This is a genomic window from Clostridium magnum DSM 2767 (assembly GCF_001623875.1).
In the GTDB taxonomy this organism is placed as follows: Bacteria; Bacillota; Clostridia; order Clostridiales; family Clostridiaceae; genus Clostridium_AM; species Clostridium_AM magnum.
Genome location: NZ_LWAE01000005.1, coordinates 238825 through 263070, shown reverse-complemented (window position 1 = coordinate 263070; position 24246 = coordinate 238825). Strand labels below are relative to the sequence as shown.

Genomic DNA, 24246 nt, shown 5'->3' with positions numbered 1-24246 from the left:
TCATATATAAATGAATCATATATCTAAAAAAAGAGCAGGCCAATACCTGTTCTCTTTTATTTAGAACTGTATTCTTTCTTTAGATTCTCTTATTGCTAACTGTTCCTCTTCACTTAAACTCAAAATGAACTTATCAAATTCATAATACCATCCTTTTTCATATTCATTTTCAAAACTTCTCTCATATATATATTTTGATAAAAGAATAATTTCCATTTTAGATAAGCTTTTGAAATAGTTACTATATTCATCTTCAAATAAACAATCAGCACTTAATATATCAGCTAAATCTTCTAGACTCTTAATGTTATTTTTAATTAATTCAATTTTGTCTTCTACTAAAGAGCAGTCTCGAATTTCTTCACTTAGCTTTTTAAATTCAGAGTTTGTCATCTTTTCACCATCAGTATACTCAATTATTTTATGGACACTGCCTTCATTAAAGGATATAAACACCGTTTCTAGTTTATTTAGTTTTATGCTTTCATTTATCAATGAACTTACTTCTAATGTAGACTTTTTAATATAAGTTATCAAGGATTCATTTTTAACACCTAAAATTTCGCAGCATATTTTTGAACATTTTAGTAATTCCTTTTGTAATTCTTCTAAAGATAATTTTCCTAATCTATTTTTTATATACTCCCTATCCAAACAACTAATATTAAGGTTATTTAAATCTTTTCCGCATACGACTACACCTAGCGAGTTAATTAATAGTAATTCAAATATATTTATCAGTAACAATTCACACTTTTTATCATAAGCCTTTAATAACTTATTAACTTCACTAATGTCAAAGTTATTACAAAACTCATTTTCTAAGCTTAATGTCTCTAAATAATTATATATATACTCAATACCTATATAGTTCATATTATCAATACAGAGCTGGTAATCTATTGATCCTGGAGTTTCATGAGCTGCAAAAAAATCATCATATTCTTTAAAAAATAATAGAATGCCATAGTCTATAGTATCGTTATATGAGTAATTATCAACTTTAAGCCTACTTTCATTGATTTTATGAAACAGCCTTTTACTGTGTAATATTTTTTTATTAATTAAATCCTGCCCTATTTTTAGCATATCCGATAAGCTGGTATGCTTTAGTTCCTCTATTATAAATTCTATATTGTCAAAGGTTTTCAAATAAATCCCTATAGTATAATCAATACACTGTGAAATACTTTCAGCGGTCTCTACCATAACTGAACTACTCTCATCTTTTGTGTAATATCTCAATTTCACCTTTAAAAGTTCCATTCTTTCATAATATATTTTTCCTAAAGTAATGTCATCCAGCAGCTTCTTCTCGTAACAGCTTGCTAAAAAATTCTTTAAAAAATCTTCCTCACTAAAATTATCCCCTATAAAATAGCCATATTTTTGAATAGCATTAGTCTCTCCCATATCCATCAGTCCTTTTCATTATCAAGATTTGTATAATCCTTAAATCCATTCCTTATATTATCAGCAATTTTATATAATACTTTTCCTTCTAAAAGTTCCAATGATCCTTGGCAGTAGTTATCAAAATTCTTTTTCATAATTTCTATTAATTCATCATCACCAATATAATCTAGAGTTTCATTCTTATAATTATAAAAAATCTCCACAAGTTCATTTATTGTATCACTGTAATTATATTGTGATATATAGGGTGAATCACAAAAGGCTCTAATAATTTTGTTTATAATTTGACCATTAAACTCTATCCTTCCGCTTTTTTCTAGCGCCACATTTCTTGTGTTAATAATTTCCTTAACATCTTCCTCGGAAAGCTTTAATCCATATTCACTTGTAAATTCATTACACTGAAATATTTCATTAAAAACTTGTTTCTCTAGTAAGTTACTTTTAAATAAATCAATAGATTTTTTCACCTTTAAAACTTCCTTTCAAAAAAGTATTGACTTTTTGATTTCAATGTGTTATGATTAATTTGACATACTCTATAATTATGTATTGTAGCATTTATGACTTTTATTGTCAATGTATTTTATATAAGCTAAAAGAGCATCTTCACCAAGGAAGATACTCTTTTTTTATTAGTCAAATTAATAATCTGTTATTTCTTTTATACAAAAACCATTCATAACATTTTCATTTATCGTAAAAAGCTAAGAAAAGTGTTCTTCATATTACCTAACTCTACCTTAACCACAACGAACCAGTTACCTTGACAAATGCCAATCAATATGCAATAGTGAAAATATTATAGATAAATTATAAAATTCGGCAAACCAGATGGGGGTGGTATCTTATGGAACATAGCACCGTTCTTTACGACGAAACTAAAGATACATTAAAAACAGAATATCTTGCTCTTTTTCATGGGATGCTTATAATCAGCAAAATTGATGAATTTTTCACCGCAAGTCAGTTGTTTAATGTTGGGATGGTAATAAAATCAGAAGATCTATTAATAAATAAGGAAAAACTTTTAGAAAGACCGTTGATTGATGTTTTATAAAAATAACTTACTTAGAAAAAAACAAAATATGATTATTTTATTACTAATCCTAACAATACTTTTTCTGTGCGGGTGTGAAGGTAAAAAAAGTATCGCACCAAAAGCTTCACAAGGAATAATTGATTTAAGTAATTGGAACTTTCAAAAAGATGGACTTGCTAAACTAGATGGACAATGGGAATTATACCGGGGAGAACTACTAGAACCTAAGGATTTTAAAAACAACAATAAGAAACCATTGGATTTTTTTAAAGTTCCTAATTCATTCGTTAATACTGTAAACAACAATAAATTACCTAAATTCGGCTACGGTACAATGCGACTTGTAATTAAAACGAAAGGGAATGATGATAGTCTTTATGGAATAAAAACTCAATCCATACTTTCAGCATCTAAAATATGGGTTAACGGACAACTAGTAGCTTCTTCCGGAACAGTAGGTAAAGATGCCAATACTGCAATCGAAAGTTTTGAGCATCAAATTGCTTTTTTTAAGAATGACAATAGGGAAATAGAGCTTGTCATTCAAACGTCAAACTTTAATAATGTAACCGGCAAGATTCAAAGTGTTTTTTTAGGTACTGATACTCAAATAAAAAGAGCATATATCGTAAATGTAGCGTCAGATGCATTTATTATTGGATGTCTTTTTATCATGGGAATTTATCACTTTGCATTATATTACAAAAGACGAAAATACAAAGCTCCTTTGTATTTTGGAGTATTTTGTTTAATAGTTGCTCTAAGAAATGTGCTAGTAGGTGAAAGAATTATATTTGATGTTTTTCCAAACATTCCATTTAACCTGTTTAATAAAATAGCCTACTTAACAGTATATATTGGGATTCCATTTATAGTTATGTTTTTCAAAGAACTTTTCACTGAGGAATTTTCATTTAAAATGGTACGTTTGATGAAAATTGTGTCACTGCTTATTAGCTTGGTAACAATATTTACAAATATAGAGTTTTACGAGACCTTTTTAATATATTACGAAATATGGACTTTAGTGCTTTTCATTTATATTTTATTCATTACTATTAAAGCTGTTATTAAGAAAAAGCAGGGAGCTTTAATGATTTTATTTGGATTTATTGTTTTCCTAATCACCGCATTCCATGATATGATTTTGCACGCTGGATTATTGCATACAAATTCCCTTATACCCTTTGGATTTTTTATTTTTATATTTTCCCAGTCTTATATGCTTGCAGCAAAGTTTTCCGATGCATTCGTCAAAATCGAGAAACTTGTTGAAGAAAACAAAGCTGTATACATAGATGAATTAACAGGAATCCTAAATAGACGAGGCTTTTATGAACAAGGTGGTAACCTGTTTAAAGCTGCATTGATTACTGGCGGTAGGTCTACATTATTCTTTGGAGATTTAAATAAATTGAAAACTATAAATGATTCTTTTGGCCACAAGGAAGGTGATGAAGCAATTAGAAGCACAGCTCATCTTCTTAAAAACACCTTTGGAAAAGATGATATAGTTGCACGTATGAGCGGAGATGAATTTATTGCCATTTCAGTTAACAAAGCATCAGAGGAAGAAGCAAAAAAAATTATAGAACGTGTTAACATTAACTTTCATAAGCATAATTCAAGTTCAAACAAACCTTATGAGCTATCAATTAGTATGGGTTATTCGATCTGTCTACCTACTGTAAATACTACCTTTGAGGAGCTAATTCACCAAGCTGATACTATGCTTTATGATGCTAAGACTATAATCAAAAATAATTGTTCCACCAGCTGAATATTCTTCTGTCTACAAGTATTACTACTGTTAAATAAATATAGCCACAGGATATGTTTTAAGTATCTTGTGGCTATATATAATCCTCTGGGTTTTGTCCATCAAGCAGAGTTTCCCTTGATACTACATTGTATTGTAAATGTAGATTTAATTTGATTTTAAATCTAACCTATGTCAAGTATTTATTTCACTGACACTTTATTTCAATTCATTCCAATAATTTTTATTAATTTCCATCAAATCCGCCAATAAGTCCTTTGCCTCATCAGTGTTTACAACAGTACGATTCAATACAAGTGCCTGTAATGCTTTTTTATAACTTCCTTCTAAGCAAGTATCCACAGTCAGCTTCCCGTAGGCATATTGATTTTCCATCAAGCCCTTATAGAATGTTGGTACACTGCCTACTGTCAATGTTTCTATTCCATTGCTTCCCACTCGGCAGGTCACTTCTACCATCATCTTATAATCTAAATTTTCAATAATCCCATTATTTTCAGTAATAATTAAAAATATTTCTTTTGTATTATTTGCTAATGCCGTTGCTAAATCTACACTTAATCATAAAGATCTTTCACCTAAAGTTCAAACTATTGGTCTAATAAACAGCATTTAAAGATATATCTATGCTTTTAAAATAAAACTTATAAACTCTTATAATATTTCTAGTATTTCAACTGTATATTTTTCACTTGGGGCATTAACTTCAACTATATCTCCAGCTTTTTTATCTAGTAACGCTTTTCCTAAATTTGATTCTACACTTATAAGCATATTTTCCGGGTCTGAATCCATAGTAGTTACTAATGATACAATCGCTTCATCTTCATCCTCTACAAATTTAATTCTAAACTTACTGTTAATTCCTATCACTGATTTATCTACACTTTTATCATCTATTATAGTTGCAGTTGAAATCATACTTAATAAGTATTGAATTCTATTATCATTTTCTCTATAATTTCTACAAGCTTCTTTATATTCTGCATTTTCTGACCTATCGCCATGTGCAGCTGCTACTAATTTTTCTCTTGCTATTTCAGCTCTTTTTACTGTCATTCTATATTCTAATTCTTCTTTAAGTTTATTGATATTTTCTTCTGTTAGTATATTCTTCATACAAGGCTAAACCTCCCCGAGACATATTATGTTAATATTATATAATATTAAAAAAAAAATACAAATTACTTTATTCAATCCTGTTATTTTTATGGATTAAAATCCCCATGTTTTTTACTAATTTAGTTTCATAATCTAACTTTTTCTACAGAACACTTGTTCTTTAGCAAATAATGAGTTATACTTAACTCATTAAGTGAAACTTAAATCAGATGTGTTTTCAACCTCATCTGATGAAAATACAAAGATTGGTGATAAAATATGGAAATATCTGAAAAGTTACGAATTTTAGCTGGTGCAGCTAAATATGATGTATCTTGTTCATCTTCTGGTTCAAATAGGAGTTCAAAGAAAGGGAATATTGGTTCAGTTGCTCCAAGTGGTATATGTCACAGCTTTACTCCAGATGGAAGATGTATATCCCTACTTAAAATACTTTTAACAAATTATTGCATATATGATTGTTCCTACTGTATTAATAGAAGATCTAATGATATTGAGAGAGCTTCTTTTACTGCTGATGAAGTTGTGAATATAACTATGAATTTTTATCGAAGGAATTATATAGAAGGACTATTTTTAAGTTCTTCTATTATTAAGAATACCAATTTCACCATGGAACTCCTTACAACAGTTGTCCACAAATTAAGAAACGAACACAACTTTAGAGGTTATATTCATCTAAAAGCAATTCCCGGAGCAGATGAAGACCTTATAAAAAAAGCTGGTTCACTTGTAGACAGAATGAGTGTAAATATAGAGCTTCCTTCATCCAAATCTCTTAAACTATTAGCACCTGAAAAAAGTAAAGAAGATATTTTTAAGCCCATGAATAATATTAAAAATAATATTATTACTAATAAGTATGAACGTAAAAAATATAAAAATTCACCTATATTTGTGCCTGGTGGTCAAAGTACTCAGCTTATTGTTGGAGCTACAAAGGAAAGTGATTTTAATATTCTAAACCTAACAGAAAACTTATATAATAAATTTGATTTAAGAAGAGTTTACTATTCAGCATATATTCCTGTTAACAGCGGCACGAATCTGCCTGACCTTAAAACTCCCCCTACTCTCAGGGAACATAGATTATATCAAGGTGATTGGCTACTAAGAATTTATGGGTTCAAAGCAGATGAATTACTAAATGAAAAGAATCCTAATTTTGATATTAATTTTGATCCAAAAACAACCTATGCTTTAAATAATATTCATCTATTTCCTATTGAAATAAATAAAGCTCCCTATAACACTCTTATAAGAATCCCAGGTATAGGAATACGTGGTGCTAAAAAAATAGTAAGTGCTCGTAGAATTAATTCATTAGACTTTTTTGATCTAAAAAAGCTTGGCATAGTTATAAAAAGAGCTCAATATTTCATAACTTGCAAAGGCAAATATTACGGAACTGTAGCCTTTGATGATAAGCGTATTAGAGAAGCTCTTACCCCAAAATTTGACCTAAATTCCATAGATGAAGACGGAGAGCAATTAAGCTTTTTTGATAATAATATTAGTAATTTAATTATTTCTAAAGGCCCTTTAAATAATAAATTGCTCTTACTAAGTGATAAATCCACCTCAATTACAGGTGAACTATAGGGGGTTTTATTTTGAAAGAATATTTGTATGATAATACTTTTGAAGGCTTACTTACCGCTATTTTTTATTCTTATAGCTGCAAAGAAGATTGTATAATAACAAAATCGAAAGATTATGTTCCATCATTTCTCAATGAGGTTTCAGATATTTCAACGGAATATGATAAATTTGATAGAGTTTATAAAAGCATTGCGGAGAAACTTAATAATGAAGTTTTAAGAAATGTTTATTACTTATATCTTAGTGATATTCCAGGCTCTGATTCTCTTGCTTTGAAATACCTTAAGCTTTGCTATAATTATGGTGTAAATATTAATTTAGCTAAGAATAATGATATAATAATTTTAGTTGATACATACACTAGAAAGGTTTTTGGAGAAGCTCATAGATTCAATGGATTTGTAAGATTTAAAGAAGTGGCCCCATTAAGCTTTTATGCCTCTATAGAACCTGATCATAACATTCTACCTTTAATACTTAATCATTTTACGAAAAGATTTTCTGACCAAAACTTTATAATTCATGATCTAAAAAGGGAGATTGCAATTATATATAACAAGGAATCAGCCATTATAACTGACTTAAAGAAAGAAGATTCCAAAGTCTTTGCCTCATCTGATGGTGAATTCGAAACTCTTTGGAAAACTTTTTATAATTCAGTTAATATAAAAGAACGAGAAAATCATAAGTTGCGTAACCGTTCTATGCCTAAGAGATATTGGGCTCATCTCACAGAGCTCAGATAACAAAAGAAGAAGCTAAAGTTAATAATAATTTCTACTGATGTAACGTTTTAACTTCTTTAACTGACAAATATTTTCGGAAGAAAGCAGATTTTCTTCCGATTTTTAAAATAACGACTGTTCTATATCCTTGTTTCTCTCTATGTACGCTTTATCTAATACTAAATACTCCCCTATACCATTATCAAATTCAGTAGGAATACATAAACATCCTTCTAATGTCTTAAAAATATAGCAACCATTAAAGGGATTATAACTCCATTGTGTATCTAGTTCTTCAAGAATTTCTTCTGTTGCTTTATCCATTGCCATTAACTCTTTATACTGTTGAATATTATTTAATATCTCTTGCTTTGAATTAATCATATTAATACCACCTCTTTAATTTGCTTTTTATCATTTATATTATGTAACTTCAAGTATATTTATTCAATGAAGTGGAAACTTGAATCAGATGGGGTTTCAACCCCACCTGATTCCTAGTTGAACGAATCCAAGGCGTAGCCGCTCTTTACTCCATCTTTGAGAAGAAGAGGGAGTATTAGAGCGGGTAGTCATCGGACAAACTCACTTTAACAACTTCTAGCATATAATAATAACCGGAGGTAATAAACAATGGGTATGAATAAAAAAATGCTGGAAAAATTTGAGGGACTAGCCGCAATGATTGGTAATACACCACTGCTTGAAATCTCTCTTAAGTACAAGGGTGAAAATAGAAAGATCTACACCAAAGCGGAATATTACAACTACTCCGGAAGTATCAAAGATAGAATTGCCTATCATATCATGAGACAGGCATATGAAGCAGATATCATAAAAGAAGGTGATCCCATTGCCGAGGCAACCAGCGGCAATACAGGTATTGCTTTTGCTGCAATTGGTGCCTACCTTGAAAATCCTGTCACAATCTTTATGCCAGATTGGATGAGCAAGGAGCGTGTAAATCTGCTACAGAGCCTTGGAGCAACCATTCGCTCTGTTTCTAAGGAAGAGGGAGGCTTCACCGGTTCTATTGCATTGGCAGATAAAATGGGCTTGGAAGAAGGCGCATTCCTTCCCCACCAGTTCTCCAATCCTCTAAATGTGGATGCTCACTACCAAACAACTGGCCAAGAGATTTTAAATCAGATTGCTAAATTTATAAAGATACCAGATGGTATTGTTGCCGGTGTGGGCACCGGTGGAACCATTATGGGTATCAGGAAAGCCCTTCAAGAAATCTACCCGAACTGCAAGGCATTCCCTCTTGATCCAGCAAATTCTCCAACAATGGCTTCAGGTGGAAAGACAGTTGGTGCTCATAGAATTGCAGGAATCGGCGATGAGTTTATTCCCGAAATTGTTAAGTTGGATCAGCTTGACGACATTATAATGGTTGACGACAGTGACGCCATCAATATGTCTAGAAAGCTCTCTAGAATTTTTGGTATGGGGGTTGGCATTTCCTCTGGTGCAAATTTCCTAGGTGCTCTAAAAACCCAGGATATTCTGAAAAACAAAGATGCAGTTGTTGTTACAGTGTTCGCTGACGACAATAAAAAATATTTATCTACAGATCTAATGGAAGAGCAACCTATAAAGCCTGATCACATGGCGCAGGATGTTGAGCTCATAGGATTTAAAGCTATCAAATAACTTGTTTGCAACAAAAGTTACTAGTTAAAAACCTATATCATCAGTGATACAGAGAATCACTGATAATATAGGTTTTTATTTTAGTATAGAAATATTAATAATTTTATTTCTAAGTTATCTTTATTATATTTCCACATTTTAAAAATCAATAATAAACCTAAAGATTATAATTATCTTCAAATAAATCATTAAATTCACTGTTATTGAGTATGTCTAATTCATCTTCCTTTTCATTATTATCTGTATTTAAATCAATAATAACACTTCTTTTTTTATTTCTTGATAATTTTCTTTTATTCTTATCCTCTAAAGCCATTTTTATTAAGCTTATTGATTGTGTTGGAGTTTCACATCCTCCAAGAACTACTATGTTATTCTTGTTATTATATGTTATATATGTACTTTTATATACTTCAAATAATTTAGTCACTTCATACGGATCATACCCGCCAACTTTTAAATTGATCCCCAGATAATCACAATCATATACATCTGGTTGAACAAAAACACTATTTTTTATAGCTAAGTCAATAGCAGTTTTACCATCTTTTAAGCCATCATATAGCTTTAAAATAAGCCCAGATCCTTCTGCTGTATTTATCCTGAATGAATCTTTATTATCAATGCTACCATCGGCATGGATACCTATTATGTTATACGCTAAATCTAAACTTTCAATCACTTCATTATTAATTTCTTTGTATGTGTTTCTCTTATTATTATCTACAAATTTAACGTCATTTATTAAATCCATTATGCTATTTATATCATTCCAACATTCTATAGTATTTTTAAATGATAACTCATCTTCCTTTAAGCTAGGTAAAATAGCCACTACATTTACTTTAGCATTTGGTAGTACCTTTTTTACTATTTGTATAAAGGTTTTTATTGCTCCAGAACCTGTTCCTCCAGCCATGGTTGTGAATACTACAACTACTTCCGTTAAAGGATATTTGCTTAATAGCGTTCCTATAGAATTGACATTATCCTTTATCATTTCCTTAGATTTGTTTCTATCTCTTCCTGAACCATCTGTTCCCGGATATACATATACGTTTATTTATCCGATTACTACCCGCTCTAATACTCCCATCTTCTTCAAAGTGGAAGTAAAGAGCGGCTACGTCCCTGGATTCGTTCAACTAATAATCAGGTGGAGTTTGAAACTCCATCTGATTCAAGTTTTCACTTCATTTGTTCTTCTTGCCCCCGTTATCTGAACGAGATTTATGTGAACCTGCATTTGGATTCTTTTGGTTCGTGTGATTTTTTGCGTTGTCCTTCTTAGACACTAAAGATCGCCTCCCTTCTTAAACAATATAAATATATTATCTCTAACAAATTTCTTAATATACTAATCTAAATTAGTTTATTTAAAAAAGAAAAATGAGAAGGCACGAATCTAAATAATTATTTACTTTTACCACTCAATTACAACTCCACCATGAGTCAATCCGCTACCAAATCCATATAACACCATTTTATCACCAGGATTAATTTTCGACTCTTCTAAAGCCATATACATAGCAAGAGGAATTGTTGCTGATGATGTGTTTCCATAAAACTCATTACTTACTAGGGTTTTCTCTATAGGATAGTCAAGTCTTTTACAAATTGATTCTATCATACGCAGATTAGCACTGTGAGGAACAAACCAAGCAACGTCCTCCAAAGTTAAATCAGCTTTCTTTAATAGACTACATACACCATCAGGAACATTTTTAACAACATATTCATATAAAAATCTGCCTTCCTGTTGGAATAACCTTTCCTTACTAAGTGCTCTACCATTAATACTTTGTGACAAGTTGCTGCATGAAATATTATGTGCCAGTTTTCCATCAGTAGTAAAATAAGATGCCATGAAACTACCCTTTTTATTACTTCTTTCAATAAGTGTAGCCACTGCTGCGTCACCAAAGAGTATACAGGTATTTCTATCTGAGTAATCTATTATTTTAGAAACTGCCTCTGATGATATAACTAGGATTTTATTACAATGTCTAGCTGTGATTAGAGAGTCAGCTACACTTAAAGCATATATAAATCCTGCACAACCGGATTGAATCCAATCTATTACCCATTTTTACCTCCATAATTCTTTAACTTCTTAACATAACTATTAACTTATGCCTGCCCAAAAATCTTAATTTTAATACCATATGTAGTACATCTAAACTATCTTTTTGTAATAAACTATAGCATAATATTAAATTTGTCTATTGTTGTTTGGAGCTCAGCTTCAAGCTTAACAGGAGCTCCATGGCTAGTTCCATTCTCCTTTTCATGAATAATATAAGCTATGTTGCCAGATTTTGCCCAGGCTTCTTTAAATTGATCCAGTTTATACTTTACTCTAACTCCCTCATTATTAGACGCAGCTGGATCATTGATTATTATGTACTCATCTCAATTTTCCTTTGTAAAGCCGCATACGACAATTAGATGACCATAAGTTGATTCGATTGGAGCACAGTCTATAACAGGTAAGTTTGCCTTTACATTTTCATTATTTTTATATTGAACACTAACTGCAACAGGATGTCCATTATAAATTTCTCTCTTTAAGCCTTCTATGGTTGAATAATCTACATAGGCCCTATATCCAAAGCTTGAAGCATAAGCGGTATTGAATGGCCAATTACCAAAGCCATCATATTTATAATCATATACACCCCAAGAGGATTCTTAAATTAATTATATTAGATGTATAAACACCCTTTACTGTATCTGATTTAAGTACTACCGCTCCATCACCTATGTTGTTAGAAATTTCAACACCATCCAATCCAGCAGCATTAGTAATAAAATCACTTGAGGTTGAGTGGATAAAAAGATTTCCTGCAATAACATTTGTTTCAGCATTAGAAGGAACTGTATTATCTGATGCACTAGTATTTCCTGTAATAACATTAACAACGTTATCACTTAATACTGCAATCGAAGCTGATGAAAGTGCGTCTTTATAATGCTCTCCATTTACAACAAAGATCCCTTTAGAAGTGCCTAATTCCTTTGCTACATTAACAGAAGTCTCATATCTATCTTGTCCTGCCAACCTATTAATAATAATGTTGCTTTTTGCAGATATACTCCTTGGAACCAATAAACTAGTCCCTAAAACACAGGTTATCATTAATAATTTAATTTTCATTTTTGTCCTCCCTATAGCTCACTATAACTTTTATATTTGTTGCAATATGTGAATATTGACTAACTATTCATAAAAAAACAGCCCTGTTAGGCTGTTGAATCTTACTCTTTGATTAAGTTCTACATATTACTTTTATGAAGCTCGCTAATTGCCCATTCCGCAGCTTCTCTGCTACTGCCAAACTCCTGGTTTGTACTGCTTACATAGGAATAACCCTCTTTGTCATCCACAGTTTGAATAAAAAATTCTTTTTCTCCATTATAGATACTTATTTCACCATCTTCTTCAAGGACATCTACTAATTCCTCAGGCTTTATTAGGTATTCTTCCATGCAGCTACCTCCTTTCTATTTTATTTATAAAATTATGATTCGACAAATTTTATTATTTTATAACTTATTTTTAAAAATATATCTCCGATACTTACTGCATCTACAATATTTAAGCCACCTGTAAGCAGTGAGTTAAGTCCTGAATAAGTAAACGAATTCATAAATTTTTATAACAATAGGAGAAGGCATTCAAGCTTAAGGTCTATGTCACCAAATGAATTTTATAATCTCAATTTTAGATTTAACATCTATTTTCTTTAGGTAAATTACTTGTATTGTAAAATCTCGCCAGCCACTTAGCTAGCCCATCTAATCCTGGATAAACCACTCGTTCAGTAATATTCATTTGATCAAGTTTATCTCTAAATTCCCATTTGAGTTTTTGGGGAATAATAACTTTATAGCATTCTAATTCACTATTTTTTAAAACAACTCCAATATCATTTATCTCCAATGGTGCAATCGAAAAAAATGCATATTGATTTACAATTCTACTATCTACAGATGGTGGTTGAAAGAAGAGTATGTTTTTGCTTAAAAGCTCATCAAATTTTTTTAATTTTTTTTCATAACTTGACTCACTTTCAGTTATTTTTTTTATATCATCTATAGTAAAAAGACATTTTTGCTCTTTTTCTAATATTTTAGTGAATGATGATGGAGTTTTCTTATTTGCCTCTACAACATTTACTAAGAATACTGCTCCATCGCAATCCATTTTACTTATATCATCAGTGGCAAAATGTAATGCAACTAAAGGTGAATATGTCCAATCCAAAAGACGAGTTGGAAGCCCATGATGCTGACCTATGACCATAGTATCCCATATATCAAAGTTTCTTGATTCTTGAGGTAACTCCATATATTTCTGAAAATTTCTTAATAACCCTGTTTCTAAACAAGGCCTGTCTTTACAATTTCTAAAAAGACCTGGTACTAAATCAAATGTCGAATCAACAACACCTCTAAAAATATAATTTGACCGATGTCTATTTATTTCAGTTTGCAATGATGATGCAAAACAAAATTCTAGATAATCAGAAAAGCTTTCAATTCTATGTTCTTTTATACTCAATTTTACGCCTCCTTGATTTTTCTTATTAATAATCCTTATTGATATTGTAATTTCAGCTCAAAAATAAATTATCATTTATATGTATCACTCTCTATATAAATTAAGTAAACATTATTTTATAGCCATTTATTACAAGTAATATTTTACCACACTTTTACTTATGCTTCTACATAGTATAGCTTCTCTATTATGTTTAAATTTCATAATTATGAAGGAATTACAAATTTTATATTTTGTTGTCAATAACACTTACAAGACAAATATAGACAGTTGACCACTATATGTTTCTTAAGTCCAACTGTCTATTTATTAAGCATGAATGCCGATTTAACCCCTAATCTAAATAATATCTTTAAAGTACTGAGTTATTTTGATCCTATTCGCTCCTTCTAATTTTAATATTTCACCATTAATATAAATATTTACTCCACTAGTCAAATAAATATTTGCATCATACTTCAAATTTCTTTTACTATACTCTATAGACATAAATTCATTTATAAATTCCTCAATTTCCTTAAATGTCATTGGGTTCTGAAGTCTCTTTTTTTCTGAGATAGCTTTCTTTAGAGAATCCTTAACTTCCTTCATTATCTTATAAAGGTTTATCTGTTTCCACCTTGTTACCCTCATCTTTAAATCTCTAAACATTTCATATCCATCTTTTCTTATAACAGGAACTCCATGAAGCTGATTTTCAAGCTTTTTTACTGTGGAATTATTACCATCAAATTTACTCATTATAAATAGAGAACCATAGTCATATTTAGTTCTTATAATTCTTCCGTAAATCTGCTTTAAATCTATGGATACTATTGGGAAGTTAACATTAGCATAGGCCTGCCAATAGTTTTTCCCACTTTCAACTTGATTTTCTATTAAAGACTTATAAAAGGGCTCCTTACTATTGATATTAGGTACCTTATCTAAAATCACTGTAGTCATGGTGTCCCCTGGAATATCTATTCCTTCAAAATATCCCTTTGACCCTAGCAGAATGTATCTTTCCTCCCTAGATCTTAATTTTTCTATATCCTTCTTCCCGTCCACAACTCTTACGCCTAAAGTTTTTAAATCTTCTAAGGCCTCTTCTTTAAAGGTTTGAAGCCTTTTTCTACTGGTAAAAAGAATAATAATATTACCATCAACATTAGCTAAAAGCTCTATAACAAACTTTTTCATTTCTTCTGAAAAAGTATCTGTATTATTAGGATCAATATTCTCTATAGCATAGATTGCACTTTTACCTTTGTAGTCAAAGACAGGTTTTATAGGAGGAATCTCTACTATTTCTTTATTTTGTGACTTTGCAATATTTATTCCCAAGGTGTTTTTTAAACTATTGTATCCCTTATCCGCACTTAAAGTTGCTGATATAAAAAGACAACTCTTAGCACCACTTAGAACTTTTTCATAAAAAGCACCTGATACATCTAAAGGGATACTGGATATCTTCCACCACTTAAAGAATTTATCTACTTCAAAGTAATAGCAATAACCTTCCTCGCTTTGAATTATTACATCCTCTAATAGTCTACTATAGCTATTTATAGCTTCCACTTTTTCTATCAATATTTTAAGCCGTTTGTCTTTTTCAAGAGTAGATATATCCTTTAAAACCGAGATAGCCTTCTCTAAATCTATGTTTAAGCTGCCTAAATTCTCTTTAAGGTACTCTAAATATTTTATTATGCTTGCCATCTTAGGGTTATTTTTATTTAAGTGCTCCTTGATATTGTAATCTTTGCTTATGCCACTTGTAGAAACATAGCTTTCAAAGGCAGCTTTAATATTTGCAGTTTGATTAATGCTCTGCTCTATCCATGATTCTACTTCACTTAAGGGCAAAGTATCCTTTTTAGTCCTTCTTGACAAATAATATAGATATCCACTTTTTTCTGCGCTATTATATATCTCTTTTAGATGCCTTTCAAACTCATGAGAAATCAGAGTACTTTCAAAAGCATCATAGGCTTCCCGAGTGAGGTTATGGGCTTCGTCCACCACGATATTTTCAAGAGGAGCAATACTTTTATAGGGCCACTTTAATAATAAGGAATGATTTACAACAATAAGTTGGGATTCCTTTAATGCCTCAACCTTTGATGCATAATAGCACTGATCTTTATACTTACAAACTCCCAAGTCGCAAAGTTCTGAATCGCAATTACACTGATTTATTAAGGAGTTTAAGTTGAATTTTTCTATCAAGATTGGATTTATTTCTTCTACGTCCCCAATTCCCTTTTCCGTTATCAGTCTTTTTAAATAGACATATCCCATAAGAGTTTTCATGTTTTCGGGATATTCTATATCTCTAAACCTATCGAAACATAGATAATTACTTTTCCCTTTTATCAAGGTATAGCTTGCATCTCTTTTTAGATTTAATGCTTCCAAAAGATTAGGGATATCCTTCTCTACCAGCTGATTTTGCAATCCTTTTGTGTTAGTAGATATAATAATTTTTTCTTCATTAATATATGTATATATAGAAGCAGGAAGCAAATAAGCCATGCTTTTTCCTAGTCCTGTTGGTGCCTCCATTATTGTAATTTTTCCTTTTTCTAGTCCCTCTCGTATAAATTTTGATGCATCTCTCTGCTGTGGCCTTAAGCTATAGCTCCTTCCGTTTCTTCTCCAAATTTCTTTCTGATCAAAAAGTTTTTCATAATCCTTAAGTGCAAAAACAGGATATGGTTCAACAATTTTCTTTTCAGGTTCAATAGACTTATCTTCTATGAAGCATTTTACATAATCCATATTTACCTTTGTAAGATGCTTATACCAGCTCCAAGCTTCCAGTTCTGTAATGCTCATAGGCAGCGAATACCCATTTTCATAATAAAATCTGCTGATTGCATAATTAACCATCTCTATTATATCTTCTGCATAACTAAGCACTTTGCTATTTTCTTCCTTGTAATTAAGCAGAAACTTCTTTAGCAAATATTCAAGATTAAACGACCTAAGATCGGGAAAAAGTATAGCAAAAAATTCTATTAAGTCTAAAAATTCATTATCTACCTTAAGAAAACCCTCTAAAAAGGCCTCATCATGGTAGACTAGTGGGAAATCTTCAGTAAAAAATAATAGTTTTTTCACAACATCTTTTAACTGTGGTGCTCTGTCTAGTTCCTTTTGAGTAATTCCTCTGAAAAGCTCAGAAATACTTAGTGCTACCAATCTGTTTGGATTAACTAAGGTGCTGAATTTTGTAATAACATTATCTTTTATTTTAACAGCACAGATCTTTATAATATTGTCGCTTTTATTATCAATACTATTGGTCTCTATATCTAAAAAAACTACGTTATTTAGTATACTGTAGGGTTTCATATATTCTCCTTGTAATTTAACATTAGTATAAATTCTAAAGGTATTATAACATATATAATTCTGCAATTTAACCTGTCTAACTTGGCGTTGAACCCCTATCTGATTCAAGTTTCACTTTACCTTCAACCTTACCTCTTGCAAGGGAAGCAAATATGCCTAAAAAACACATTATTGTAAAAACAACAAATGACACTGTAAACCCGTGAATAAACCTTGGATTATTTGAACTACTGATTGCTGTATTTCCCAAAAAGAGTGTCAAAATAAGTGATGTAATTCCCATGCTAACAGTTTGACCAATAGTTCGCGCTGCACCTAGTATGCCTGAGGCTACACCATAATATCTTTTTTCAACGGAGTTCATCACTGCATTTGTATTTGGAGATGAAAATAGTGCAAAGCCAAAGCCCAATACCACTAAAGTAATAAGGACTATAGAAATGTTTGTACCAACTTTTAGAAAGCATAAAACAAGTAATCCCACTGTAGATAATCCCATTCCAAAAGATGCAACCTTTTGAGCTTCTACTCTATCTGAAAGCTTTCCTGAAAGAGGAGAAAAAAGTGCTTGAATAACTGGTTGAACAACAAGTATCAGACCTGCATGCTCAGGATTAAAGCCTTTTACATATTGAAGGTATAAACTTAAAAGAAAACTTACTGCATAGGTTGCACTGTAATTTATCAGAGCTGCTATAGAGGAAAACATTAATATTCTGCTTTTTTTAAATAGTGATATATCAAGAATTGGATTGATAATTTTAGTTTCATAAATGCCAAAAATAATTAAGATTACACAGCCAACTATTATTAAACCTATACCATACCAGTTGTTTCGTATAAAAGAAAGTCCGCACATAAGACATAAAAGACCTACTCCATATATTAATGAACCTTTATAGTCCATCCTTTCTCCTTTAGCTTCTGACCATTCCTGTTTCAGTCTAGAAAGAAGAATGATTACTATTAACCCTAGTGGAATCATCATAAAAAATAATATTCTCCATCCAAAATGTTGTGTTACAATGCCGCCAACTACAGGGCCTATAGATAAACCAGTGTAGATTGCTGCAACGTTTATACCAATAGCCTTTCCCCTTTCCCCAGACGAGTATACAGAAGTAATTATAGCAATAACTGTAGCACTTATCATTGCTCCCCCTACACCCTGAAGCGCTCTGAAGGAAATCAGCATAAATGCATTAATAGATAAACCACACAAAACTGAAGATAATGTAAAAATAAAAAGACCATAAAAAAGAATCTTCTTTCTTCCATATATATCTGCAAATTTACCGCAGGGTACAACAAATACAGCTGTTGTTAATATAAAGGAAGTGGCTATCCAGTTTATCAATCCTTCATTAAGTGCAAACTCTTTTCCTATTGAAGGAAGCGCTACAACCACTGAAGAACCCATAAAGGGTGTTAAAAAACTCCCAAGCATTATAGTTATCATTACCACTTTTTTATTTATATCATTCTCCATAAAGTCACCTCTTTGTTAATTTTCTTTTAAAGAATCACTTTCTATAAATCTATTTCTGTCCCATAAAATATATACAATTTTTACGATCCTTTCTTATTCTTTCTAACGGAATAATTAAATTATAACTCGTTAATTATTTACAAACAATTGAAATTTAGGTATAATTTATTCCAAACCGGCCTTGGCACCATATAATATAACTGATATTTTAGCAAGATTTTAAAAAAACAATCCTAGCTTAACTCTAAATGTAATTCAAGCTGGTTCAGATGAATTAGAAAATATTATTGATCTAGTTGCCAAAGGGATGGGTATTTCTCTGCTTATGAAAAAACTGGCAGCTTATTTATCTAATCCTAATATTTCAATTGTAGACATCTCTCCCACTATTTCTAGTGAGATAAGCCTTTGCTATAGGAATAATGTTGAATTGTCAGTTTCAGCAAAACATTTTTTAAGTTGTGCCAAATTAGCTTCTCGATAGAGTTTTAGTATCCCAATAATAATTTTTTATTCAGGCTACAGAGTTATATACAAAAATAAGTGTAAATAGATTTGAATTTATACAAATCTATTTACACTTTTGTTAGCTGATATTTATAATTTAAACCTTAAATCTAGAAGTTGTATTAGATGATATTTTTACATAAAAGTGCTATTTTGTTTTTAATCCATTTGCTAGCATATCGCAGTATTGTTCAACAATAACGCTTATAGGCTTTTCATATTTTCTATAGGTAGTCTCCCCTTGAGATAACTCTTCAGTTGACATATTCAATTTTCTAATGATAAAATCTCTCAAAAGAACTAGATTCCTAAATAGTCTAAATTCGATAAGATCAATATCAATGTCCTTTCTAATTAATCCTTTATTCTGAAGATCAACAATAATACAATGGGCAGGTTTTCCTTTTCTAATTTCACATTCATTTAAATTTTTGTTATTCATAAAGGAAAGAATAAAACTGCTGTAATTGAAATATATAAAATCAAACTCAATCAAACGATATACAATCTTTCTTGGAATATCCATATCGCATTTACCACTATCATATTCATAAAAATCCTTTATGTAATTTATTTTCTTATCCAAGACATAATCAACAAGAAACTCATATAAATCTGTTTTGTTATCAAAATATCTATAAAAACTTCCTTTTGCAATCCCTAGTTTCTCTATAATTCTATTTAAAGAAGCTGAATCATAGTCGTGAGTAGAAAACTCCTCAACACATATTTCTATAATCTCTTCCTGTCTTTCTTTAGATAAATTTAAAAAAGTTTTATTAGGCAACCATAACACCTCCATTTAGTGAAGTTTTACATATGAATTATAACTATAAACTTAAGGATTAATCAAGTAAATTATTTGTCTATTGACAGTGAGTATTAAAAATGGTAATTTATTATTTATAAGCGACTAGTTGGTCGCGACAATTCATTCGCTACTAGGTGGTTTAATATGGAGAAAAAATTTCTATCTATTTGTTCTATATTTATAAGTGCACTTATGCCAGGTGGATGCGGTGGAAAATCTGCTTCCCAAAAATCTGATGTTAAAAGTTATCCGGTGAAAACCCTAGAGGCTAAAAATGAAAACTATCCTATCTCTTTAGAATATCAGGGGATAACTGGCGGTAGTGAGGTAAAAAAGCTTTCTTTCAAGAGCTCTGCCAAAGTTTCAAATATATATGTTTCTAAAGGTCAGCATGTAAAGAAGGGAGATTCTCTAGTAGATCTTGATAAAAGTGACTTGAATTTTGCAATGGAGGCTTCTAAGTCACAAATGGATGCTGCCTCTGCTCAATATAATAAAGCAGTAAATGGTGCTCAGCAGGAGGATATTAACAAAGCTGAGATAGCAGTAAAGAATGCAGAAGATAACTATAACTACAACAAAGATTTATATGAAAAAAACCTTAAACTATATGAGACCGATGCAATTTCAAAGCAGCAACTTGATAGTTTAAAATTACAGACAGATAGCAGTGAAAATGCATTAAACAACGCAAAACAAACCCTACAACAGCTGCAAAATGGATCTAGAGAAGAAGATAAACAGGTCCTTTTAGCTCAACTAAATACAGCTAAAGCAAATTATGATTCAAAAATGAATCTACTTCAGGATTCCTCAATGGTTGCAGATAGTGAGGGTTATGTAGTAGATGTGCTTTGCAGAGAAGGTGAAATGCAGGCAGCTGGTAACCCTGTGATTTTATTTAGAAGTGAAAATCAAGTTATTACAGTAGGTTTATCAGAAGAGGATGTGAAAAAAGTGCAGCTAGGAACAAATGCTCAGGTTAAAATTGATGATTTTCAGGGAGAAGGAGAAATAAAAAATATAGTTCAGATGGCGGATAAGCAGGCGGGAACTTATAGAGCAGAAATTCAACTTTCTAAAACTATAGATGATAGTAAATTTCTTATAGGCCAAACAGCAAAGGTTTATATTAATGTTGGCGAAAAGAACAGCATCTGGATTCCTATTAGCTGTATCTTAAATGACGGTGAGGATTATGTTTATGTATCAGAAAATAGACATGCTGTTAGAAAGAACATAACCTTAGGAGAAGCTTATGAAGATAAGGTTGCTGTAGAAGGTTTAAAGTCTGGAGATAAAATTGTTATCGAAGGCATGAAAAATATAAAAGCTGGCTATCAGGTTATTAATAAGTAAAGGAGAACTTATTATGGGATTAATTAAAGCAGCCATAGAAAATAAGAAAATAACATTGTTCTTAGTAGTCATAGCTATTATTGGTGGGTTCTATTGTTATCATATTATTCCTAAACAAGAAAGCCCAGACTTATCACCTCCTGTAGCCATGATAACTACCATTTACCCTGGAGCTTCTTCCAGCGATATAGAAGAATTGGTTACTAAAAAAATTGAAGATAAAGTAGAAGAGATAGACGGCTATGATTATGTTGAATCTTTCTCTAAAAATAGTGCTTCAATAGTTATTCTTTACCTAAATAATGATGCCAACAACGATAAAGCTTGGAGGGATTTAAGGGATAAAGTAAGAGATTTAAAATCCGAGCTTCAAGAGGGCTGTCAGGATAGTGAGATAGATACCAAGCTTGCAGAAACAGCTGGTATGCTCATAAGTATATCTGGCAAAAACTACTCCAATGAGCAGCTAGGAACCTATGCAGAGGATATAAAAAAAGAGTTAGGCACCGTTGATGGTATTTCTAGATTTGATATAAACGGAAAGCAGGATAAGCAAGTAAAAGTAGAAGTTCAGTGGAATAAGATAAATAAGTACACCATCTCTATAGAAGATGTATGCAGCGTACTTAAGGCTCAAAATATAGATATTCCTTCTGGTTCCTTGAATTTGGGTACTGGAAAAATAAAAGTAACAACACCAGGTACCTTTACTTCGCTGCCGGACATAGAAAACACTATCATTGGAGTTTCTACAACCACTGGAGAAACTGTGAGAATTAAAGATATAGCAAAGGTGTACATGGACTATGACGATGATACCAATTACAAATTCACTAATGATGGAACTAGTACAGTATTGCTAGCAGGTTATTTTCAGGACAACAAAAATATAGTTTTAATTGGTGATGATGTAAGAAAAAAATTAGACACCTTAAAAAAGCAATTGCCTAGCGATTTAACTATAGATGAAGTTACCTTTCAACCTAAAGAAGTAAGTAATTCAGTTTCCTTCTTTATGAAAAACCTGAGGGAAGGTGTAATTCTGGTAGTTATAACGGTGCTTTTAGGAATGGGACTTAGAAACTCTATGGTAGTATCGGCCAGTTATTCCAATTTCTATAGCTATGTCCTTTCTAGTTATGTATGTGCTTGGAATCAAGGTGCAGCAGACGTCTACAACAGCACTTATTATAGCACTTGGAATACTGGTGGATGACGCTATTGTAATTGGAGATGTTATACAGGTAGGTATCGATAATGGTATGAGTGGAGACGAATCTGCCTTTAAGGGTATAAAAAAATTGTTTGTACCTGTATTTACCTCTACATTAATTATTGTATGTGCTTTTTCACCACTGCTAACAATACCAGGAGCAGTTGGAGAATTCTTAAGAACCTTGCCACAGGTAGTAATGATCTGTGTAACCTGCTCCTATTTATCAGCACTATTTGTAACACCAGCTATGTCCTCTTTAGCTTTTAGAAAAAGTAAAAATACTAATAAGGAAAGTAAAGTTCGTAAAATGTTCCACAGGCTTTTGACTTATGGTCTTAAGAACAAAAAAACTATCATAATGTCAGCCATAGGAGTTTTTGTAATATCTATGGGATTAATAAAAACCTTAGGTATGCAGTTCTTTCCACATGCTGATAAGGATTTGATCTATATTGATATCTCTAATGAAAAAGTTGAGGATATAAATAATACATCTAGCTTGGTAAAGCAAGTAGAAAATATATTAAAAAAAAATACAACAACAGCTAAAAACTATACCTGGAACTCTGAATGTAAGAGATGATGCAGCAAAAAAAACCTATGAATACGAAGTAAATATAGATGATTCAAAGGCATCACAGCTTGGTTTGTTAAAATCTGATATTTTAAAACAGATAAATATTGCATTAAAAGGCTATACTAGCTCCGTATACAGAAAAAATGGAAGTGAGTATGACATATTGGTAAAAACTAATATTGCCTCTGTAAAAGATCTTCAGAACCTGCAAATCAAATCAAGTGTTACTAATAATAAGGTACTACTGTCACAGGTAGCATCTATTAGTCTTGTTTCTGAATTGGATCAAATTAAACACTACAAGAAAGATAAGACTGTAACAGTATATAGTGATATAAAAACAGGATTCAACTCAGTAGAGATAGAAAATGTACTAAGTGAAAAGATAAGTAAAATGGACTTAAATGGCGTAAATGTTCTTTATGATGGAGAAAGACATCAGATACAAAAGAACTTTACTAGCCTTGCGGTAGCCGGAGCCTTTACTATAATAATAATTTATCTACTTTTATTTGTTCAATTTAACTCCTTTATTCAGCCACTTATAATAATGTGCTCCCTCCCCCTATCCCTAATGGGTGTAGCTATGGGACTTCTAATATTTAGAATGCCTTTATCCTTAACTGCAGTAATGGGTATAATAAGTTTGATTGGAGTAGTTATTAGAAATGCTATCTTGCTTATAGAGTATATAATTGATGGTAGAAAAGAAGGTCTTTCTATTGATGAAGCTTGCTTACATGCTGTGAGTCAAAGATTTAGACCAATAATACTAAGTTCAACAGCAACTATTACAGGACTTATACCTCTTGCATTTTCTAAGAGTGCATTGTTTGGTCCTATGTCTGTAACCATAATGTTTGGACTTTTGACTGCTACCTTCCTTACTTTTATTGTTGTTCCAGTAATATATTCTTTAATAAATACTAAGTTAGAGCAGAAATTTGTAAAAAAGAATACTGTGAATATTTAAGTTTTATTATAATAAAGATGCTAAGTATGTCGATCTCATATTAATAAGCCCTTAAACCCTAAAATAAT

At 31.2% G+C, this 24246-nt stretch carries 18 protein-coding genes and 4 pseudogenes; 8 read left to right on the top strand and 14 right to left on the bottom strand.

Annotation, left to right across the window (positions count from 1 at the left end; genetic code table 11):
• Window positions 1–60: 60 nt before the first annotated feature.
• The gene (locus CLMAG_RS20195) at window positions 61–1413 is read right to left on the bottom strand and encodes a DUF6179 domain-containing protein (RefSeq protein WP_066627053.1); all 1353 of its coding nucleotides are present in this window, start codon (window positions 1411–1413) and stop codon (window positions 61–63) included.
• 5 nt (window positions 1414–1418) lie between these two features.
• Window positions 1419–1886: a DUF6323 family protein gene (locus tag CLMAG_RS20190; RefSeq protein ID WP_066626720.1), complete on the bottom strand. Its 468-nt coding sequence runs from the start codon at window positions 1884–1886 to the stop codon at window positions 1419–1421.
• 380 nt (window positions 1887–2266) lie between these two features.
• On the opposite strand from CLMAG_RS20190, the gene CLMAG_RS20185 reads away from it, so the two are divergent.
• Entirely contained in the window at window positions 2267–2476 is a 210-nt protein-coding gene (locus tag CLMAG_RS20185) for a hypothetical protein (RefSeq protein ID WP_066626718.1), read from the top strand.
• A gap of 28 nt (window positions 2477–2504) precedes the next feature.
• Window positions 2505–4238, top strand: coding sequence for a diguanylate cyclase (locus CLMAG_RS20180; RefSeq protein WP_161487004.1), 1734 nt, complete (start codon window positions 2505–2507; stop codon window positions 4236–4238).
• 198 nt (window positions 4239–4436) lie between these two features.
• Here the strand turns inward: CLMAG_RS20180 and CLMAG_RS20175 are convergent.
• Window positions 4437–4793: pseudogene (locus CLMAG_RS20175) on the bottom strand (family 4 glycosyl hydrolase); the annotation flags it as partial.
• A gap of 99 nt (window positions 4794–4892) precedes the next feature.
• Window positions 4893–5357, bottom strand: a complete 465-nt coding sequence (locus tag CLMAG_RS20170; protein ID WP_066626705.1) for a GreA/GreB family elongation factor — start codon at window positions 5355–5357, stop codon at window positions 4893–4895.
• A 261-nt stretch (window positions 5358–5618) separates the two neighbouring features.
• On the opposite strand from CLMAG_RS20170, the gene CLMAG_RS20165 reads away from it, so the two are divergent.
• Window positions 5619–6962, top strand: a complete 1344-nt coding sequence (locus tag CLMAG_RS20165) for a putative DNA modification/repair radical SAM protein (protein WP_066626703.1) — start codon at window positions 5619–5621, stop codon at window positions 6960–6962.
• 11 nt (window positions 6963–6973) lie between these two features.
• Window positions 6974–7708, top strand: coding sequence for a TIGR03915 family putative DNA repair protein (locus CLMAG_RS20160; RefSeq protein WP_066626701.1), 735 nt, complete (start codon window positions 6974–6976; stop codon window positions 7706–7708).
• A 102-nt stretch (window positions 7709–7810) separates the two neighbouring features.
• Here CLMAG_RS20160 and CLMAG_RS20155 read toward each other — a convergent pair whose 3' ends face one another.
• On the bottom strand, window positions 7811–8071 hold the full coding sequence (locus CLMAG_RS20155) for a hypothetical protein (RefSeq protein WP_066626700.1): 261 nt from the start codon (window positions 8069–8071) through the stop codon (window positions 7811–7813).
• 249 nt (window positions 8072–8320) lie between these two features.
• Here CLMAG_RS20155 and CLMAG_RS20150 point away from each other — a divergent pair, with 249 nt between their 5' ends.
• Window positions 8321–9343, top strand: coding sequence for a PLP-dependent cysteine synthase family protein (locus CLMAG_RS20150; RefSeq protein ID WP_066626698.1), 1023 nt, complete (start codon window positions 8321–8323; stop codon window positions 9341–9343).
• 157 nt (window positions 9344–9500) lie between these two features.
• Here the strand turns inward: CLMAG_RS20150 and CLMAG_RS20145 are convergent.
• From CLMAG_RS20145 to CLMAG_RS20115, 8 genes and pseudogenes are all read right to left on the bottom strand, one after another.
• Window positions 9501–10403, bottom strand: a pseudogene (locus CLMAG_RS20145) (FtsZ/tubulin family protein); the annotation flags it as partial.
• 363 nt (window positions 10404–10766) lie between these two features.
• Window positions 10767–11414: a 3-oxoacyl-[acyl-carrier-protein] synthase III C-terminal domain-containing protein gene (locus CLMAG_RS20140; RefSeq protein WP_278331260.1), complete on the bottom strand. Its 648-nt coding sequence runs from the start codon at window positions 11412–11414 to the stop codon at window positions 10767–10769.
• 341 nt (window positions 11415–11755) lie between these two features.
• A pseudogene (locus CLMAG_RS35100) lies at window positions 11756–11956 on the bottom strand (C39 family peptidase); the annotation flags it as partial.
• 55 nt (window positions 11957–12011) lie between these two features.
• Window positions 12012–12500, bottom strand: a complete 489-nt coding sequence (locus CLMAG_RS20135; protein ID WP_066626696.1) for a cell wall-binding repeat-containing protein — start codon at window positions 12498–12500, stop codon at window positions 12012–12014.
• A gap of 119 nt (window positions 12501–12619) precedes the next feature.
• Window positions 12620–12832 carry a hypothetical protein gene (locus tag CLMAG_RS20130; protein ID WP_066626695.1) on the bottom strand — a complete coding sequence of 71 codons (213 nt, stop codon included), beginning with the start codon at window positions 12830–12832 and terminating at the stop codon, window positions 12620–12622.
• 241 nt (window positions 12833–13073) lie between these two features.
• Window positions 13074–13907, bottom strand: coding sequence for an FRG domain-containing protein (locus tag CLMAG_RS20125; protein ID WP_161487003.1), 834 nt, complete (start codon window positions 13905–13907; stop codon window positions 13074–13076).
• 339 nt (window positions 13908–14246) lie between these two features.
• Complete coding sequence (locus CLMAG_RS20120; RefSeq protein WP_066626694.1) at window positions 14247–17246, bottom strand: helicase C-terminal domain-containing protein; 3000 nt, start codon at window positions 17244–17246, stop codon at window positions 14247–14249.
• 76 nt (window positions 17247–17322) lie between these two features.
• Complete coding sequence (locus CLMAG_RS20115; protein ID WP_066626692.1) at window positions 17323–18735, bottom strand: MFS transporter; 1413 nt, start codon at window positions 18733–18735, stop codon at window positions 17323–17325.
• Window positions 18736–18988: 253 nt separating this feature from the next.
• Here CLMAG_RS20115 and CLMAG_RS35090 point away from each other — a divergent pair, with 253 nt between their 5' ends.
• Complete coding sequence (locus tag CLMAG_RS35090; protein WP_423231090.1) at window positions 18989–19219, top strand: LysR family transcriptional regulator substrate-binding protein; 231 nt, start codon at window positions 18989–18991, stop codon at window positions 19217–19219.
• 171 nt (window positions 19220–19390) lie between these two features.
• On the opposite strand, the gene CLMAG_RS20110 is transcribed toward CLMAG_RS35090, so the two are convergent.
• Window positions 19391–20038, bottom strand: a complete 648-nt coding sequence (locus tag CLMAG_RS20110; RefSeq protein ID WP_242873100.1) for a TetR/AcrR family transcriptional regulator — start codon at window positions 20036–20038, stop codon at window positions 19391–19393.
• Between the two features lie 159 nt (window positions 20039–20197).
• Between CLMAG_RS20110 and CLMAG_RS20105 the strand changes: the two genes are divergently transcribed.
• Together CLMAG_RS20105 and CLMAG_RS20100 are read left to right on the top strand one after the other, a co-directional pair.
• The gene (locus CLMAG_RS20105; protein ID WP_066626690.1) at window positions 20198–21412 is read left to right on the top strand and encodes an efflux RND transporter periplasmic adaptor subunit; all 1215 of its coding nucleotides are present in this window, start codon (window positions 20198–20200) and stop codon (window positions 21410–21412) included.
• A gap of 13 nt (window positions 21413–21425) precedes the next feature.
• A pseudogene (locus CLMAG_RS20100) lies at window positions 21426–24178 on the top strand (efflux RND transporter permease subunit).
• Window positions 24179–24246: the final 68 nt, after the last annotated feature.